This window comes from Microcoleus sp. AT3-A2 (assembly GCF_036705685.1).
Classification (GTDB): Bacteria; Cyanobacteriota; Cyanobacteriia; order Cyanobacteriales; family Microcoleaceae; genus Microcoleus.
This window is the reverse complement of sequence record NZ_JAUBVF010000013.1, coordinates 98402-114271: the sequence shown is the minus strand read 5'-3', so window position 1 is coordinate 114271 and position 15870 is coordinate 98402. Positions and strand designations below refer to the sequence as shown.

The window sequence follows — 15870 nt, the reverse complement described above, 5'->3', positions numbered from 1 at the left end:
AAGTGGGGCAGCAAAAGTTCGATCGAACAACAGCAGAAAAGTCAGAAAAGTTACTAAAGAAACACAAAGCGGTGATGCTTCGTCTTAACCAAATGGGCATCTTAATTATAAATAACCGCTAAGCGTAGCATCTTTTCACCCGGAGCAACTGAGAAAATCACTATGCCAGCCACCTCTTTTTACGCTGAAGCTGAATTCGACGAACAACTGCGAGTCAATCCCTTGCAAGGTGATGTGTTGGATGAAGATGCTGAAGAAGCTGGAGACGAACTGCTCGACCAAGACCCAGCAGAGACCGAAGATGCAGACCCAGCAGCCAAATTGCAAAAAAATGCCAGCCGTCGCACTACAGATTTAGTGCGCCTGTACCTCCAAGAAATAGGTCGGGTTCGTCTCTTGGGTAGAGACGAAGAAGTCTCGGAAGCTCAAAAAGTTCAGCGCTATATCAAATTGCTGGAATTACGCAACACCGTCGCCTCCCAGGAAGAAGGGCTAATTGGGCGCTTCGTGCATTTAATTGAGGTGCGCGATCGGTTAGCAGCACAGTTGGGACATAAACCTTCCCTGGAACGCTGGGCATTAACCGCCGGTGTCAGTGACGTGCCAGAACTCAAGCGAATTATGTCTGAAGGCAAGCGCCAGTGGGCCGAGTTAGCCGAGATGACGGTCGAGACGATCGAAAGAATTCAAGCTGAAGGCATCGAAGCGAAAGACCACATGATTAAGGCGAACCTGCGCCTGGTGGTTTCGGTGGCGAAAAAATATCAAAATCGCGGTTTAGAATTGCTCGACTTAATACAAGAAGGTACTCTCGGACTGGAGCGAGCTGTAGAAAAGTTTGACCCGACGCGGGGCTATAGGTTTAGCACCTATGCCTACTGGTGGATTCGGCAGGGAATTACGCGGGCTATCGCCACTCAAAGCCGCACCATTCGCCTCCCCGTCCACATCACCGAAAAACTTAACAAAATCAAAAAAGCCCAGCGCAAAATTTCTCAAGAAAAAGGTCGGACAGCTACGATCGAAGACATCGCTGTCGAGTTGGACATGACAGCGCCCCAAGTCCGAGAAGTTTTGCTGCGAGTACCCCGTTCTGTTTCTTTGGAAACTAAAGTGGGCAACGAAAAAGATACAGAGTTGGGCGACTTGCTAGAAACCGACAGCATCTCCCCAGAAGAAATGCTGATGCGAGAAGCTTTGCACCGCGACTTGCAGCAACTGCTGGCAGATTTGACCAGCCGCGAGCGAGATGTAATTCTGATGCGCTTTGGTTTGGGTGACGGACACCCCTATTCGCTGGCAGAAATCGGTCGCGCCCTCGACTTGTCCCGCGAGCGCGTCCGTCAAATTGAAGCCAAAGCTTTGCAAAAACTCCGCCAACCTAAGCGTCGCAACCGCGTCCGCGACTATCTGGAGTCTCTGACTTAAATTTGGCCGGTCAGTCAGCGCGATTAATCAGGGAGCAAGGCATTTGGCACTTGTGCAGAAGGCATGAGGCATTCGGCAGAAGTAACAATATTTACTTCTCAACCACTTCTCTGTCCTCTGCAGCAAGTCAATCGATTTTAGATTTTAGATTTTAGATTTTAGATTTTAGATTTTAGAATTGAAGCCTTGACCCCACGGATAAATTCGGGGGGCAAGTTTCATCGGATACAGGTTTTTTATTTCTGGGTCCTGAGTCTCCGAAGGAATGAATCCGGGGGCTTGTATCCTGGATGCTTTCAGTCATAAAGCTTGTTAAAAGTCAAAAAATATCAAAAACCAAATTTTTTCCTCAATCTTTTTTCAATAAGCTGTGATATTTGCAAAATATCTCGATCGTTGTGTATTATTGTCAATAGGCAGACTTTCTTGAGAGGGTCACTATGGCACTTTATACCGCGTCCTCATTCAAATCCGAACTCAATGACAAAGGCTGGCGGATGACTCCCCAACGGGAAACCATCTTGCACGTGTTTCAGAACCTCCCCAAAGGCAATCACCTGAGTGCGGAGGATTTGTACACTTTGTTAAAAAATCGCGGAGAAAATATTAGCTTGTCCACCATTTACCGAACTTTAAAGTTAATGGCAAGGATGAGCCTCCTCCGCGAACTCGAACTAGCAGAAGGTCACAAACACTATGAAATAAACCAGCCTTACCCGCATCACCACCACCACCTAGTCTGCGTTCAGTGCAACAGAACGATCGAATTTAACAACGATTCGATTTTGAAAATTGGCATGAAGCAAGCTGAAAAGTCTGGGTTGCACCTGCTAGACTGCCAGCTAACCATTCATACGGTGTGTCACGAAGCTTTGCGGATGGGATGGCCGTCTTTGGTTTCCAGCAATTGGTCTTGTCCGAGGTCGATCGCCCACAACGGCAGCAGCGCCCCGGATTCAATCGAGTGACATTACACTATTTTCGCATTTCAAGTATGACTTGTTACAACTTTTAACAAAACTTGGTAGCCCAAGTGCGATCACAGTTACGCGGAAACCGGGTTTCTTAGGAAAAATACATCATTTCAGGAATGAGCCGGAAACAAGAAACCCGATTTCTTTGATGTAGCGTCCGCAAGCGTGGGGCTAAAAAGTTTGGCTCAACAAATCGTCGCTGCTGATCCCGTAACTGCGCTGAGCTCGATCGAGAGCGTCTCTCGTCGAAGTATCCAAAACTCCGCTGATCGAGCCTGTGTAAAAGCCGAGGTCTTGCAGTCGCCTTTGTAATTGCTGAATGCTCGATCGAGAGTTGGAACTGCTGCTAATTGGAACAGCAGAAACAGCTACCCGCCCAGCTAATCCGTTTTGGATCGCAGCCAAAGTCGCCGGAGTGGCAATACCCGTCGCCGGTGACAAATTGCGTTCCTGCTGAAACGACAGCACCGCAAACTCGGTCTCGGCTCCAAATACTCCGTTCACCGGGCCGGGGTTTTTGCCCAGACTTCTGAGCGTAGACTGAAGCTGTCGGACAGCAGGCCCAGTATCGCCCCGTCGCAGACCAGCGGCAATTTGCGGCACAGGCGCTGCAGCCTGCCTGTTGCCTTGCCGCAAAGCTGATCGAGTGCTGCGATCAACTCTTCCAGTCCCGAACATCCCGCTATCTCTCTGAAAGCGGATCAAAGCTGCCTGAGTTGGTCGATCGAACCAACCGTGAATCTGGCTCCTGTAATAACCCAATTCTTGCAGCCGCCGCTGGACAAATTCTACTTGTCGGCCTCTGTCGCCCAACTCCAGAAAATCTCCGGCATTACTCTGTTGGTCATCTTCCTCAGTCCAGGAGGTAATTTCAGCTTGCCTCATCTGGGCATCAATAGCAGTCAAAGTAGCAGTGTCAGCGCAGCCGTCAGAAACCAGATTGTAATCTTGCTGAAAACGAGTCACAGCGTAGAGAGTGCGTTCCCGAAACTTACCGTCAACGCCACCTTCAAAATAGCCCAAAGCTTTTAATTGTCGCTGGATCAAGTCTACCGTCGCTCCTCTGTCTCCGAACCGCAGCCCCTTGCAACCGCCATTTCCCGAAATATTCTCTGGAAGCGTAACGGGGGGAACAGACCGAGTGGAACCAAACAGCAAAGCTAAAGTTTGCCTATCGGCAATTCCAGTTACCCGCAGTCGATTAATTCGCTGGAAGTATCTAACCGCATTTTGAGTAACTTCGCGAAAACTCCCTGTGGGATGGGCACTGAAGTAGCCTAGCTGCTTCAACCTGCGCTGGAGAGCAGAAACATCTGCACCCGCGTTTCCAAAACGCAGCTCCCGATAATTTGTATAAATAGTATTAAAAGGTCGATCGTCCCCGGCAAAACTGTTGAGTGCTATCACAGTAGCTCGATCGGGCCTACCAGTCAGCGACAGTTGATAGTCTCGCTGAAAGTTAGCCAGCGCTTGTTGAGTAACCGGGCCGAGTTGACCTGTCGAAGATCTGGGAAAATAACCGAGTTCCCGCAACCTGTCTTGAACCGCTCGCACATTCGGATATCCCGGATCTATTTGAGCAAAAGCCGAACCGGCTGCACTCAAAACCGACAGCATCAAAGCCAGAGATAGCAAACGGACGTAAGCCTGACTCGATAGGTTTTGCCACTTGGGCTCATCAAAATTTTTCGACTCTGCGGGTGCTTCGCATACAAGAGCAAGTTCGAGGTAAGCAAGAGATTCCATAATTTTTTAGTGTGAAATTGTGGGTGGGTTGTGTGAGCAAACTGCCAAAAATGATTTTTGGTACGCTTGGCTTGGATTCTATCAACGCTAAGTTCTACTTGGAAAGCGCGAAGCACCCGTGTTTATAAAAAATTTACTGTCAAAAATAATTACAGGTAACACCCAAGATAGCATTGCTGCTTCTAGAGACGCGAGACTCAGCAAAAAAGTTTGCAGGCATAGTCTTAGCCTTTAAGACCAAAAGACAATAAGTTCTGGGGTAGTGCTGGCTAATATTTTATCTGGCTGCCGCAGAAATTACCACAAGACTTGGGCGCAGTTTGTCATCATCTTAATTGGTTATCTGGTAAAGAGCCTGAAATTGCAGTTTTTTTGTTAAAAAACGCGGCTTCTTCGTGTGGCGAGTGCGTCTGGGAAAGTACCGCTGATTAACCAAAAAACTAGCGACTAAAAATCCCCACTTTTGCTAGTTGCAAATCGGGCGGGGATTTCTTGAGAAGTTGACTTTGTAGTAAAAAATCGACGATCGCTTAAATTAAGCCGAACCGATCGCAAATTACAGCTACTCCCGCTGCAAAAACAGTAATTGCGATGGCTACCAGCGGGTTTTGCCCTCTGCTAACCGCAAAAGAGGTAACGACCCCAGCTCCCAAAGCCGCAGTAACAGCAGCAGTCGCCAAATCTCGATCGGGACGTTTGTCGTACATATTTTTTATTGTTGGTAGCTGAAGAGCTGAAAACTTACATCTTGTAATCCAAGCTACCACTCTTGCCTCTGCGGCGGTAACAACCGCCTGGGTTTTGCAACTAACCTTAAAATTTTGCTAATTTTCTTAACATACTCTGCTGAATAACATAAGTTAGGATTATGTATTTTCGAGTTTTCATGCTGAGTTTTAGCTCTTGAAACCTTTTGTCTGCTGGGCTTTTATGTCCAATTCAGGATTTTGCAGAGGCGATCGCCCCCGCAGTCTCAGCGCATCAAACTGCAATCCCAAATATCGTAAATAAATTTAACTTGACTTTTTGTGATAAATGTGTATATGGCTATTGGCAACAATAAACAGGAAAAAACCCGGCGTTGGTGAACAATTTTCACACTGCGATTGCTTGGCTGCCCTCACAATGAGATGAGTATATTTGTTGTCTAATTACTATCTAAGTTTTATTCGCCCTCAACTTTTTCAGTATTGCCACCTTTGACCCAACCTTCGCGATTGTCCTCCTCAATCCGAATTCGCTGCCACTCTTTGTCGGGCGACTCTTCCAAAACTACGACTCTTTCCTTGTAACCAACACCGCCAATGCGGTTCGAGTCTCGGCTACCTGTATCCCGGAGAATTAAGCCGATCGGCTGAGTCACCATCGCGCGGTAAGCTCCCGGTTCCAGCGGTTTCGGAGACGGGGCATCGCTAGATGTAGAAACAGGGCTAGCCTGGGCTGTTGACTTCGGCGCACCGCCCGCAACCTGAGCTGGTGTTTTGTCGTTGGAAAAAACAGGTTTTTCGGGCACAGTAGTTAGCTTAGCGGCAAAGTAAAGTGCAGCAGCCACGCTAGCACCTGCCATCAGGACGATCGCGAGCAGAAAACCCACTAAAAATTTGAAAACGCTATATACAGTGTTCATAAAACCGCAAATGAAGGAAGAAGGAAGTTCGGCAACGGATTCTGTAACGGATGTAACGGATGTCAGGCAGAAGGAAGAAGGAAGAAGGCAGAGGGAAGGAGGAAGAAGGAAGAAGGCAGAGAGAGGGAAGGAGGAAGAAGGAAGAAGGCAGAGGGAAGAGGGTTGACTGCTGAATGTTGAATGTTGAGTAAAATCTGGTAACTGCCAACTGCCAACTGATAACTGATCTACTGACTTCAAAAGCTTAACCCTGAATCCGGCGGCTCAAACTGCCGTATCTAGAAGCAAGGCGAGCTTTCCCAGCAGCGGCCCAATCTTGGAGAAACTGGATTTGTTCTTGAGCCGTTCTGGCTAAGGGCACCATCTGACTAGCTGATTCTAAAATATCATCAGTCGTAAAGTCTCGATTTTGGCTGAACCCAATGTGCATTGCTTCAATCAAAGTTTGCTCGATTTCGGCCCCTGAAAAATCGGGAGTTTCGTAAGCCAAGCGCTCTACATCGTAATTTTTGATGCTGTGCGATCGCAACCGCAACAAATGTACCTCAAAAATCGCCCGCCGTTCCTCCTGGCTGGGCAAACCCACAAAAAATATTTCGTCAAACCTGCCTTTTCTCAGCATTTCTGGCGGCAAAGACTGGATGTTGTTGGCTGTTGCGACTACAAACACCGGCGAAGTTTTTTCTGCCAACCAAGTAATAAAAGTCCCGAACACCCGGCTAGTTGTCCCGGAATCCCCTTTACCGTCTAATCCCGCAAAAGCTTTGTCAATCTCGTCAATCCACAGCACACAGGGGGCCAAAGCTTCCGCTAGCTGAATCATTTGCCTGGTGCGGGATTCGGATTCTCCGACTAATCCGGCAAACAAGCGCCCGACATCCAACCGCAGTAAAGGCAAATGCCAGTGGTGGGCGATCGCCTTTGCTGTTAAGGATTTTCCGGTTCCTTGAATTCCGACTAACAACAAACCTCTGGGATGCGGCAAACCGTATTGGCGGGCTCGATCGGAAAAAGCACCGCCGCGCCGCAGCAGCCATTCTTTGAGATTGTCCAAACCGCCGATATCGGAGATATTTTCGCGGGCTGGGTAAAAATCCAGAATTTGAGTTTGGCGAATTGTTTGGCGCTTTTCTTCTAAAATCAGTTCCGCGTCGTCGGGATGGAGTTCGCCTCTGGTGGCGATCGCCTTTGCCAAAACTCGGCGGATTCGTTCGATCGACAGCCCTTGACAGGAGCGCACCATTTCATCCAGCAAACGCCCTTCAATGGCTTGCCCGGTAGCCCCTAACAGTCTTTCCACCTCAAGTTTGATTTCCGCCGCCGCAGGCAGGGGAAACTCCAAAACAGTCATCACTTCGCTGAGGTCTTCCGGGATCGAAATTAGAGGAGATACGATGACAATATTTTTGGGTACAGATTTGAGGCTTCTCGCCAAATTCCGCAGCTTGCGGGAAATCGAGACATCTTCCAAAAACCGCTGAAAGTCCCGCAGAATAAAAATTGCCGGCGCGGTGGCGGGTAATTTTTCGAGAAATTCCAAAGCTTGCAGCGGGTTGCGCTTGCCAAAACCGGCATCGTTGGGATTGCCTTGGTAGCCATCAACAAAATCCCAGATGTAGACGGCGCGAGAACCTTGTTTTTTGGCACATTGGGCGATCGCCGCTTCTACGCGCTCTTCCTCCCGTGTGGGAATGTAAATTAGGGGGTAGCGCGATCGCAGGAGTAGTTCAAACTCGTCGCTAAAAATAGTCATTAGTCAGTTGTCAGTGGTTATTAGTCATTGGTTATTAGTCATTAGTCCTTAGTTATTGGTTATTAGATGTTAGCCGATGTGATTTTTTCTGCAGTCCTTATTCAACAGTTATTAGTTCTTAGCTACTGACTGCTGACTAATGACTACTGACTAATGACTACTGACTGTTGACTATTGACTAAGGCAATTGCCGTTTAAGTGCTTCCAGAGAGGCCCAGCGAGTGTCTGAGACTGTTTCGGTGATTTCTGTATTTGCATCATCAGTTAAAGAAATTCCCGGACATTCAGTATCGCATATCTGTTTATGCGGCAGTTCCAAACACATTTGCTCGTACACCCAATCGCCCGGAGAGAAATAGCCACCAGGGGACAAATTTTCCACCAAATCTTCTAAAGCAACTTCTATTTCTGCTGAACTTGAATCTGTTTGATTTGCTGTTTCTTCAAGCCAGATTAGTTCCGATGAGTTGAGTGCCAAACGATGATTGTATTGTTTCAAGCATCTGTGGCAGGTGAGAGTAACAATTGTTTCTGCTTTCGCCTTCACCTCAAGATAATTCCCTTGGTGAGTCACTTGCAGTCGTCCTCGCACCGGAGTAAGAGTTTCTAAATCGGGGATAAATTCTTCAAAATCAATGACCTCTTTCCGCTCTGTTTTTGTGAGTAGATGAGGGATATAAATTGTCTCCATAATCTTTTGCCTTCCTACTTCTTGAATTCAAAGGTCAAAAGGAATAGTTAATTTTTAACTTCTTCCTTCTTCCTTCTTCCTTCTTTAGCGTCAGCGCAGGCGCACTACCAAACGCCGATCGGGTTCTTGTCCTTGACTGTAAGTTTCTATATCCTCACATTCGCTCAAAAAGCTGTGGACTTGACGGCGTTCTGCCGAAGACAGCGATTTTATTTCAACTTCAACTCCCGTCGATCGGGCTTGATCTGCTGCGTACTCTGCCATCGATCGCAATTCCTCTTGGCGGCGGATGCGATAGCCATTTAGTTCAACTGTATAAGGAATTGACTCCTCTACTTCCTGACCTATATTCTGAACCGTGTTACAGAGGTACTGAATGGCATCTATGACATTACCGTTTGGCCCGACTAAGATTGCAACTTGTTCTCGAGTCAGATTGCTTTCATCTATTGTCATCCAATAGCAATCTTCTCGTTGTTCGCATACCACTTTTGAAGGAATTGCGGACAGTTGTAGCAATTCTTCTAACCATGCCTGTCCGCGCTGCATTTGAGAGTCTTTCATTGTTGTTAAAATCAAGCCTTTTTCTTAGAACGCTTGGGCTCAAAGGGAAGTGCATCTAATCCTTGTTCTTTTTGGGTTTTCGCCTCTGCTTCGTCCACTATTTTTTGGAGGTTTTCGGGCAGCGGTTCTCGCGACAAAATAAACGATTGAACTGTTTGGAAGATGTTAGCAATCAGCATATACATCAACACGCCGGCGGGCAGCGGGAAGAACAAAAACATCCCTGAAAATATGACTGGCGTCAGTTTGTTAACTGTAGCCTGCTGGGGGTTGTCGTTTGGCCCTTGTGCTTGTCCTGAAAGGGTTTGGTTGATGTATAAACTGATGCCGAAGCCCAGGATCATTACCAAAATATCCCAGTGGATTGTACCGTCTGAGTCGATCGCGCCAACGCGGCCTAGAGCTTCAATAAACAGGAATCCTTTGTTACTAGCCAATCCGGGGATTGTGCCTTGAACTGTGGCTTCACCGGGGGCTAAGGCCGTGATGTTGCCCTGTTCATCTACCTTGATCAGATCTTCGCCTTTGATGACTTTCCAGCCGGGTTCAAAGTCGATTTCGCTCTTATTTTCTGCCGCTAAAATTTTGAGAGGTTTGCCCTCTGGGGTTTGAAAATTAATCTTGGTTGTGTCGCCGACTGCGAGTTTGTCGCCGCCTGGAATTACGCCCACAACAGGAGCATGAAAAGTACCTGTGACGTAAATATTTTGTGGCGGTGTAGCAAAAGCTTGCGGTTGAACAGTTTCGATTTGTTCTTTCGGCAAAACTTGAACGTTGACGCTGTAATTTATGTCAGAAAACGGCGAACCCCGGAGCGTTGCAAACAGTGCAAACAGCACTGGCATTTGCAGCACCAACGGGAAGCATCCTGCTAGAGGATTACCAAATTCTTTGTATACTTTGCTCATTTCCTCCTGCTGTTTGGCAGGATTGTCTTTATAGAGTTTTTGAATTTGATCTACTCGCTCTTTCATCAATGGCTGCGCTACTTTCATGCGCCGCATATTGCGAAGAGAGCCTGCATTGAGAGGATAAAGAGCAAAGCGAATCACGAGCGTCAGTGCTACGATCGCTAAACCGTAGCTTGGCACGATCCCGTAGAAAAAATCTAGGATCGGGAGCATGAGGTTGTTGGAGAGAAACGAGATACCGAAATCCATTCGCTTTGAGTTAATTTAGGTGCTCTATGTTTGCTGTTGAGAACTATTTTTACCCGCTGAAGGCGAGCCGCCTCAATTTTTAGGGTTTTGTCTCTATCTTAGGACATTGCCCGTTGATCGACCGCCCGCTAGCGGTTTGTTGTAATGAGTTTGCCAATACTCGCACTCACTTTACCCTGATTTGAGGGCGAAGCGATTCGGTTATTTAGCTTTGGCCGCGTTTGCTTTTTGAGCGGCTATGGGCAGTTTTTCGTTAATGTAGTCATACATTGCTCGAAATTTCGGCATAGCTCTGAGTTCCAAGCGGCTGCCATTTTTCATGGTGAGCACCATGTCTCCGTAAGTCCCGAAACCGCGAGGTACTGTGACGATTTTGACTATATCTGAGTAGATAACGTCTGTCTGCTCGCCCCCCATCCAACCGCTAGTTACGGACACTCGGCGGCTCGTGATCCGATACCGCAGCCACAGAGCCCGGACAATTGCTCCTACTGCGAGGGGGATTCCCACCACAGTCAGCCCCAAGAGTAAATTGAGGATCAAGTCTCCGGGCGCGGGGCCGCCTTCATAATATACTTCCTCTCGAATTCCCATCTAGTACCTCGGCTTCTACCAACAACTGCTCTAATTCTTGCAGAATTTCTGCATAATTGCACTCTTGTGCGATCGGACGCACGACAATTACTAAATCCCACCCTAATTTTAATCGGGGCAATAGCTGTCGCAAAGCTGCCCGAATCTGACGCTTAATCCGGTTGCGGACTACAGCGCGTTTGCTAACCTTCAGACTGATAGAAATGCCTGTGCGAGTTGGCTGCAAGGATTTTTCGGCTGTCGGTTTGCTTAATTCGACGCTTTTGGGTTTACGCAGAGCTCTTAAGCTGAAATGAGCGGAGTTGCGGCGCATTCCCTTGCGGTATACGGCGCTGAAGTCTTTTCGGTGCTTAAGTCGGTTTGTCTCGGGCAACATGGCGTAGGGCGATCGTTGAGGCCTCTCAACCTTGATGCAGTGCTAGACTGCGAGGCGGTGGCGACCTTTGCTGCGGCGGGCTTTGATTACCAATCGACCGGTTGCGGTACGCATTCTGGCGCGAAAACCGGATGTTCTTTTTCTTTTGCGGCTGGTTCCGTGCAGGGTTTGCTGTGTCATTTTAATTTCTCCCGGCTTGCTACTTTACTTTTGATTAATATTCACAATCTTCTAGTATACCATAGTGCTGTTTTGTTGGCAATAATATTTTTCCGATTTGAATCGATCGCCACTAATCACAAAGCAACAACCCGTGTTCGAGCTGCTGGACGAAATTTCGGTTGTGTTTTCACTACCATATCCCTAACTTTCTAAGATGATATTGCAAGAGCGATCGCCCTTAACCGAAAAAAATAAAATCCCCGACTGCTAAAACTTCTCAAACTCCCAGAAGTCGGGGATTTCCTCTTCTATTCACAAAAAATCAAATCCCAGACTTCTAAATTCATCCGTGTTCTGCCCTTATTTCAGTTCAACATTTACCGTAGCAGACATCCCCGGTGCAATCCGCGATTCATAGCCTTTAATGCTTTCGGGATCAAACACAACTTTTACCGGAATCCGCTGCACAACTTTGGTGAAATTGCCCGTAGCATTATCGGGAGGCAATAAGGAGAATTGAGCGCCAGAAGCAGGGGAGAAACTATCGAGATGACCTTCAAATTTACGGCCACCAAAAGCATCTAATTTGATTTCTACTTTTTGGCCTGGTTTCATGTTAGCCAGTTGCGTTTCTTTGAAGTTAGCAACTACCCACAAATCGTTACTGACGATCGCCATTAACGGAGTTCCCGGCTGCACCCGCTGGCCGACTTCAACCGATTTGCGGCCGATTTGTCCGGCGGCGGGAGCAGTAATATTCGTGTACGAAAGTTGCAGTTGAGCGTCTTTAACCGACGCTTCCGATTGCCCGATCGCAGCTTTAGCAGCATCATACTGCGCTCGACTGACTTTAGTTTGTTCGCCCGTCGCTTGCGCCTGTTGCAATCCCCCCTTTGATGCAGCAAGTTTGGCTTCTGCGGTGCTGATGCCTTCTTCGGCTAAGGCGACTTTAGCTTGAGCGCTGGCGACACCGACTTGGGCGCGCGCTACTTGCGCTTCGGCTTGTTTTACTCCTTCTTGAGCTTGGGCTACTGCTGCTTGGGCTGCGGTTACGCCTTCCTTGGCTTGAGCTAAGCGCGCTCTGGCTTGGGCAATTCCTTGTTGGGCTGCTGTGGTTTGGCCTTGGGCTACTTCGTAGGCGGCTCTGGCTGCGTCTAGCTGCTGGCGGGCGATCGCACCTTCTTCCTGCAAGCTTTCGTACCGTCTATAATCAGCTTGCGTCTTGACGAGATTAGCTTGCGCTTGTGCTAGCTGAGCTTGCGCGGCGGCAATGCCGGCTTCGGCTTCCCTCACTTTGGCTTGAGCTTGGGGAATGCCGGCTTCAGCTTGGGCGACTTTAGCTTGCGCTGCGGGTACGCCGGCTTCGGCTTCAGCGACTGCAGCAACGGCTGCGGGTACGCCTTGTTCGGCTTCTCTAATTGCTGCTTGGGCGGTGGAAATGGCAGCGTTGGCGCTGCCGATGTCTCCTTGGGCTTGGGCTGTTTTGCCTTGGCTGGTTTGAGAGGCTAGGGAAATATTTGCCTCGGCTGCTTCGGCTTGGCGGCGAGCGTTTTCTAAGGCTGCTTGGGCTTGTTGGACTTTAACTTGGTAGTCGCGGGGGTCGAGTTTGATTAGCAGTTGTCCGGGTTTTACTTGTTGGTTGTCTTGTACTAAGACTTCGGCGACAGTACCGTTGACGCGGCTGCTGACTTGGTGGATGTGTCCGGCAACTGTGGCGTTTTCTGTTTCTTGGTGGATGGAGGCGTATTGCCAGTAGCGGTAGCCGAAGCTGCCTGCTGCGATCGCCCCTAGGCCCAGCGCTGCTAATATCAACGCTTTCGGGGCTTTTTTCTTGGGTGTTGCAGCCGTCGGCAGGGGTGCTTGGAGTTCTGTTTCTGCGCCTGTTTTGGCCTCGGCGGGGGCGTTGATTTCTGTCTCTGGGATGGGGATTACTGGTAGGCTTTTAGCGATGCTGTCGTCGATCGGCTTTTCTAATACGGCGGCTGCTTTGCCGTTGCCGTTGCCGTTACCGTTGAATTCTGCTGGGTTGATTTCGTTTGGGGCTTTCATGATATTTGACTCCTGATACTTTAGTAAGATGTCGTTTGTTTAGGGTACGTAGTTTTTATTTAGTAAGACGGCTTTTTTTAAGAGTGCGTAGTATTTTGCGGTTATTTGTAATTTAGTGGAGGTAGATGCTGCTGCACTTCGCTCAAAAGATTGATTTGTTGATTTAGGAAAGATTCAGGATCGCTCGATCGATCAGTTGGGAAAAGAGTTTTTGATCTGCCTCTGAAAAGCCCTCGACACCTCGATCTCGGATTGCAGCTACCAGCGGGGGCAATACCTCTTGCAGTTCCCTGCCGGAGTCTGTCAGCCAAATGCGCCAAATGCGGCGATCACGAGTGTCTCTCTCGCGGCGGACTATGCCTCTTTCTTCCATGCGATCGATCACGCCTGTCAGCGTCCCGCCTACCTGTTGCAGTTTGTCGCCAATGCTGGAAGTCGGCAAACCGTCTTCTTGCCATAAGCAGCACAGTACCAGCCAGTGAAAAGGTGTCAATCCAAAGGGTTCAAGTACCTCTTGCAGCCTGCGACTGCCTAGCTGTGCCAGAAGTTTGAGACGGTAGCCCAGGCTTTGGGGGGCGAGAATGTCGTGCCACTGAGCTAGATGTGTGCGATCGACAGTGGATGTAGTAACCATCGGCTTATTGCTTAGCGTTCGTACTATTAGTGTAAAGTGCTTTTTGGGAGATGTCAAGGGGGTGCAAGCAGGTTTTTTGGCGATCGACTGCTACGCTAAAACCGGGAATCCGCCCTCTGCCGGATATGTTAACAATTCTTATTGTTCTTAAACTAGAAAGAGTAAATCTAGTTTGCGATCTGAATTTATGTTGCTTCCAGCCGACCAACGCACCAAGTTAGACGACACCGACGACAATTTGTTCTATTCCGCTCCCCGGTTTGTGACTCACGTAGACGATGGATTTATTCAGCAACTAACCGATTTATATCGGGAACGGCTGAAACCGAATACTCGGATTTTTGATATGATGAGCAGTTGGGTTTCTCACTTGCCCGACGAGATGCAATTTGCCCATGTCGAAGGGCACGGCATGAATGAAGATGAGTTGGCAAAGAATCGCAGACTGAATCATTATTTCGTGCAGAATTTGAACGCCAATCCCAAATTGCCGCTGCCGGATGCAGAGTTTGACGCGGTTGTCAACTGCGTTTCGGTACAGTATTTGCAGCACCCGGATGCGATTTTTGCCGAGATGCACCGGATTTTGAAGCCTGGTGGCGTAGCAATTATGAGCTTTTCCAACCGGATGTTTTATCAAAAGGCGATCGCGGCTTGGCGGGAAGGTTCCGAGGGCGATCGAGTAGAATTAGTCAAGGGTTACTTTGATTCTGTCAAAGGAGCGAACATACCCGGATTTAGCAAGCCGGAAGTAATTGTTCGCAAGCCTAACTTGCCGAGTTTTATGCAAATGCTGCGAATAGGAAGCGGCGATCCGTTTTATGCGGTAGTTGCTTACCGCCAAAGTTAGGATTTTTTGTAGTAAGGACTTTAGGACTTTAGGTGGAGATTCAAAGCACTAAAGTCCTTACTACAAAACGATCGCAAGTTACGCTCTTTAGGTTAGGGTATATTTAATATTTGCTCCTCGAATATGGAAAACCAGCTTTGGCAGCGCATCACACTCGATCCAAATATCTGCCACGGAAAATCCTGTATTCGCGGTCTCCGATATCCAGTAGAGTTAATTCTTGAATTACTCAGTTTGGGTATGAATGCTAAAGAAATTATAGATGACTATGACGATTTAGAACATGAAAATATTCTAGCTGCTTTGCTATTTGTTGTGCGGATGACTCAAGTAAAAAGCATATACTGAGTATTGTAGTTCATCATTAATCATAAAGTATGGTAACACCTTGATATGAAACCATATCAGCAAATAGCGATCGACGAATGCGGCGAACCTTTAGTCCCCATTCCACCAGAAAAATTTTCCTTTGAAATCCCGCACCCTTATCAAAAGTTGGGTGCTCCCTATCACAAAAGCAAAGCAGATTCGCCTTACTATTTGCGGCAAGGAGTCGTAGATAGTTTAATCGCAGCCCAAACTGAGCTACAGCAACATTATCAAAATTGGAAAATTCTGATATTTGACGCTTATCGGCCGGTGGAAGTCCAGCAATTTATGGTAGATTATACTTTTAATCAAATTGCCCTTGCTCAAGGCTGCGAATTTCCGGTTTCCGAAGACAAACGCCAAGTGATTATAGAACACGTCTATCAATTTTGGGCAGTGCCGAGCCTCGATCGCGCGACGCCTCCCCCTCACAGTACAGGTGCTGCTTTAGATGTAACTTTAGTGGATGAAAATAATCGGCCAATTGATATGGGTTCTCCGATTGATGAAATATCAGAACGTTCGTATCCAGATTATTTTGCTAACAGCAATCATCTACAAGAACAGCAATACCACCGTCATAGGCAAATCTTAAAAAATGCGATGATAGCTGCGGGTTTTCAGCAGCATCCTAACGAATGGTGGCATTTTTGTCTGGGCGATCAGATGTGGGCTTGGTTGACAAATCAAAACAATAGTGGTAGCCAATTGATTGCTCGATATGGCCGCTATTAAAAGGGTACGTAATTAAATCTGGACTGGTGGACTCGCGACCTTGAGAAACCGGGTTTGTTGACAAGAAACCTCAGCTTTTAGCTACTTCAAGCAGCAAGAAACCCCCTTTCTGACCCTCTGTGCGTCCTGGACTATAAAAGTTCGATCGGCATAAATAA

The 15870-nt window shown here is 47.8% G+C and carries 19 protein-coding genes; 7 read left to right on the top strand and 12 right to left on the bottom strand.

Annotated features, from left to right (window positions below):
- Positions 1 to 162 precede the first annotated feature (162 nt).
- Together sigC and QUB37_RS10780 are read left to right on the top strand one after the other, a co-directional pair.
- Entirely contained in the window at positions 163 to 1428 is a 1266-nt protein-coding gene (sigC, locus tag QUB37_RS10785) for an RNA polymerase sigma factor SigC (protein WP_333161725.1), read from the top strand.
- A 440-nt stretch (positions 1429 to 1868) separates the two neighbouring features.
- On the top strand, positions 1869 to 2396 hold the full coding sequence (locus tag QUB37_RS10780) for a transcriptional repressor (protein ID WP_190742311.1): 528 nt from the start codon (positions 1869 to 1871) through the stop codon (positions 2394 to 2396).
- Between the two features lie 177 nt (positions 2397 to 2573).
- Here QUB37_RS10780 and QUB37_RS10775 read toward each other — a convergent pair whose 3' ends face one another.
- The 3 genes from QUB37_RS10775 to QUB37_RS10765 form a co-directional block, all read right to left on the bottom strand.
- The gene (locus QUB37_RS10775) at positions 2574 to 4148 is read right to left on the bottom strand and encodes a peptidoglycan-binding protein (RefSeq protein WP_333161722.1); all 1575 of its coding nucleotides are present in this window, start codon (positions 4146 to 4148) and stop codon (positions 2574 to 2576) included.
- A 530-nt stretch (positions 4149 to 4678) separates the two neighbouring features.
- The gene (locus QUB37_RS10770) at positions 4679 to 4855 is read right to left on the bottom strand and encodes a hypothetical protein (protein WP_006632312.1); all 177 of its coding nucleotides are present in this window, start codon (positions 4853 to 4855) and stop codon (positions 4679 to 4681) included.
- 458 nt (positions 4856 to 5313) lie between these two features.
- The gene (locus QUB37_RS10765; protein WP_333161720.1) at positions 5314 to 5775 is read right to left on the bottom strand and encodes an SH3 domain-containing protein; all 462 of its coding nucleotides are present in this window, start codon (positions 5773 to 5775) and stop codon (positions 5314 to 5316) included.
- A 10-nt stretch (positions 5776 to 5785) separates the two neighbouring features.
- Between QUB37_RS10765 and QUB37_RS10760 the strand changes: the two genes are divergently transcribed.
- On the top strand, positions 5786 to 5941 hold the full coding sequence (locus QUB37_RS10760) for a hypothetical protein (protein ID WP_333161718.1): 156 nt from the start codon (positions 5786 to 5788) through the stop codon (positions 5939 to 5941).
- 78 nt (positions 5942 to 6019) lie between these two features.
- On the opposite strand, the gene QUB37_RS10755 is transcribed toward QUB37_RS10760, so the two are convergent.
- The 9 genes from QUB37_RS10755 to QUB37_RS10715 form a co-directional block, all read right to left on the bottom strand.
- Positions 6020 to 7528 (bottom strand): AAA family ATPase, encoded by a 1509-nt coding sequence (locus tag QUB37_RS10755; protein ID WP_333161716.1) that lies wholly within the window; start codon positions 7526 to 7528, stop codon positions 6020 to 6022.
- Positions 7529 to 7706: 178 nt separating this feature from the next.
- Positions 7707 to 8219 (bottom strand): YceD family protein, encoded by a 513-nt coding sequence (locus QUB37_RS10750; RefSeq protein ID WP_333161714.1) that lies wholly within the window; start codon positions 8217 to 8219, stop codon positions 7707 to 7709.
- A gap of 90 nt (positions 8220 to 8309) precedes the next feature.
- Positions 8310 to 8783: a Jag family protein gene (locus QUB37_RS10745; protein ID WP_015174192.1), complete on the bottom strand. Its 474-nt coding sequence runs from the start codon at positions 8781 to 8783 to the stop codon at positions 8310 to 8312.
- Between the two features lie 11 nt (positions 8784 to 8794).
- Positions 8795 to 9943, bottom strand: coding sequence for a membrane protein insertase YidC (yidC, locus tag QUB37_RS10740; RefSeq protein WP_333161712.1), 1149 nt, complete (start codon positions 9941 to 9943; stop codon positions 8795 to 8797).
- Between the two features lie 201 nt (positions 9944 to 10144).
- On the bottom strand, positions 10145 to 10537 hold the full coding sequence (locus QUB37_RS10735; RefSeq protein WP_333161710.1) for a PH domain-containing protein: 393 nt from the start codon (positions 10535 to 10537) through the stop codon (positions 10145 to 10147).
- On the bottom strand, positions 10509 to 10913 hold the full coding sequence (rnpA, locus tag QUB37_RS10730; protein WP_333161708.1) for a ribonuclease P protein component: 405 nt from the start codon (positions 10911 to 10913) through the stop codon (positions 10509 to 10511). The genes QUB37_RS10735 and rnpA overlap by 29 nt, the downstream gene beginning before the upstream one ends.
- 42 nt (positions 10914 to 10955) lie before the next feature.
- Positions 10956 to 11093: a 50S ribosomal protein L34 gene (gene rpmH / locus QUB37_RS10725; protein WP_006632320.1), complete on the bottom strand. Its 138-nt coding sequence runs from the start codon at positions 11091 to 11093 to the stop codon at positions 10956 to 10958.
- 342 nt (positions 11094 to 11435) lie between these two features.
- Entirely contained in the window at positions 11436 to 13124 is a 1689-nt protein-coding gene (locus QUB37_RS10720; protein ID WP_333161706.1) for an efflux RND transporter periplasmic adaptor subunit, read from the bottom strand.
- Between the two features lie 163 nt (positions 13125 to 13287).
- The gene (locus tag QUB37_RS10715; RefSeq protein ID WP_333161704.1) at positions 13288 to 13758 is read right to left on the bottom strand and encodes a MarR family transcriptional regulator; all 471 of its coding nucleotides are present in this window, start codon (positions 13756 to 13758) and stop codon (positions 13288 to 13290) included.
- Here QUB37_RS10715 and QUB37_RS10710 point away from each other — a divergent pair.
- From QUB37_RS10710 to QUB37_RS10695, 4 genes are all read left to right on the top strand, one after another.
- Positions 13742 to 13909, top strand: coding sequence for a hypothetical protein (locus QUB37_RS10710; RefSeq protein WP_333161702.1), 168 nt, complete (start codon positions 13742 to 13744; stop codon positions 13907 to 13909). The genes QUB37_RS10715 and QUB37_RS10710 overlap by 17 nt on opposite strands.
- A gap of 36 nt (positions 13910 to 13945) precedes the next feature.
- A complete protein-coding gene (locus QUB37_RS10705; RefSeq protein WP_333161700.1) occupies positions 13946 to 14608 on the top strand; it encodes a class I SAM-dependent methyltransferase in 663 nt (220 codons plus the stop codon).
- 123 nt (positions 14609 to 14731) lie between these two features.
- Entirely contained in the window at positions 14732 to 14956 is a 225-nt protein-coding gene (locus QUB37_RS10700) for a DUF433 domain-containing protein (protein WP_333161698.1), read from the top strand.
- 45 nt (positions 14957 to 15001) lie between these two features.
- Positions 15002 to 15712: a M15 family metallopeptidase gene (locus tag QUB37_RS10695; RefSeq protein ID WP_333161696.1), complete on the top strand. Its 711-nt coding sequence runs from the start codon at positions 15002 to 15004 to the stop codon at positions 15710 to 15712.
- The last annotated feature ends 158 nt before the right edge of the window (positions 15713 to 15870 follow it).

Bases quoted from the DNA above. Each gene is read 5' to 3' on its own strand.
- QUB37_RS10720 (WP_333161706.1), bottom strand. From the start codon at position 13,124: ATGAAAGCCCCAAACGAAATCAACCCAGCAGAATTCAACGGTAACGGC.
- sigC (WP_333161725.1), top strand. From the start codon at position 163: ATGCCAGCCACCTCTTTTTACGCTGAAGCTGAATTCGACGAACAACTG.
- QUB37_RS10700 (WP_333161698.1), top strand. From the start codon at position 14,732: ATGGAAAACCAGCTTTGGCAGCGCATCACACTCGATCCAAATATCTGC.
- rpmH (WP_006632320.1), bottom strand. From the start codon at position 11,093: ATGACACAGCAAACCCTGCACGGAACCAGCCGCAAAAGAAAAAGAACA.
- QUB37_RS10735 (WP_333161710.1), bottom strand. From the start codon at position 10,537: ATGGGAATTCGAGAGGAAGTATATTATGAAGGCGGCCCCGCGCCCGGA.
- QUB37_RS10715 (WP_333161704.1), bottom strand. From the start codon at position 13,758: ATGGTTACTACATCCACTGTCGATCGCACACATCTAGCTCAGTGGCAC.
- QUB37_RS10780 (WP_190742311.1), top strand. From the start codon at position 1,869: ATGGCACTTTATACCGCGTCCTCATTCAAATCCGAACTCAATGACAAA.
- QUB37_RS10705 (WP_333161700.1), top strand. From the start codon at position 13,946: ATGTTGCTTCCAGCCGACCAACGCACCAAGTTAGACGACACCGACGAC.
- rnpA (WP_333161708.1), bottom strand. From the start codon at position 10,913: ATGTTGCCCGAGACAAACCGACTTAAGCACCGAAAAGACTTCAGCGCC.
- QUB37_RS10695 (WP_333161696.1), top strand. From the start codon at position 15,002: ATGAAACCATATCAGCAAATAGCGATCGACGAATGCGGCGAACCTTTA.
- QUB37_RS10745 (WP_015174192.1), bottom strand. From the start codon at position 8,783: ATGAAAGACTCTCAAATGCAGCGCGGACAGGCATGGTTAGAAGAATTG.
- QUB37_RS10760 (WP_333161718.1), top strand. From the start codon at position 5,786: ATGAAGGAAGAAGGAAGTTCGGCAACGGATTCTGTAACGGATGTAACG.
- QUB37_RS10770 (WP_006632312.1), bottom strand. From the start codon at position 4,855: ATGTACGACAAACGTCCCGATCGAGATTTGGCGACTGCTGCTGTTACT.
- QUB37_RS10765 (WP_333161720.1), bottom strand. From the start codon at position 5,775: ATGAACACTGTATATAGCGTTTTCAAATTTTTAGTGGGTTTTCTGCTC.
- QUB37_RS10750 (WP_333161714.1), bottom strand. From the start codon at position 8,219: ATGGAGACAATTTATATCCCTCATCTACTCACAAAAACAGAGCGGAAA.
- QUB37_RS10755 (WP_333161716.1), bottom strand. From the start codon at position 7,528: ATGACTATTTTTAGCGACGAGTTTGAACTACTCCTGCGATCGCGCTAC.
- QUB37_RS10775 (WP_333161722.1), bottom strand. From the start codon at position 4,148: ATGGAATCTCTTGCTTACCTCGAACTTGCTCTTGTATGCGAAGCACCC.
- yidC (WP_333161712.1), bottom strand. From the start codon at position 9,943: ATGGATTTCGGTATCTCGTTTCTCTCCAACAACCTCATGCTCCCGATC.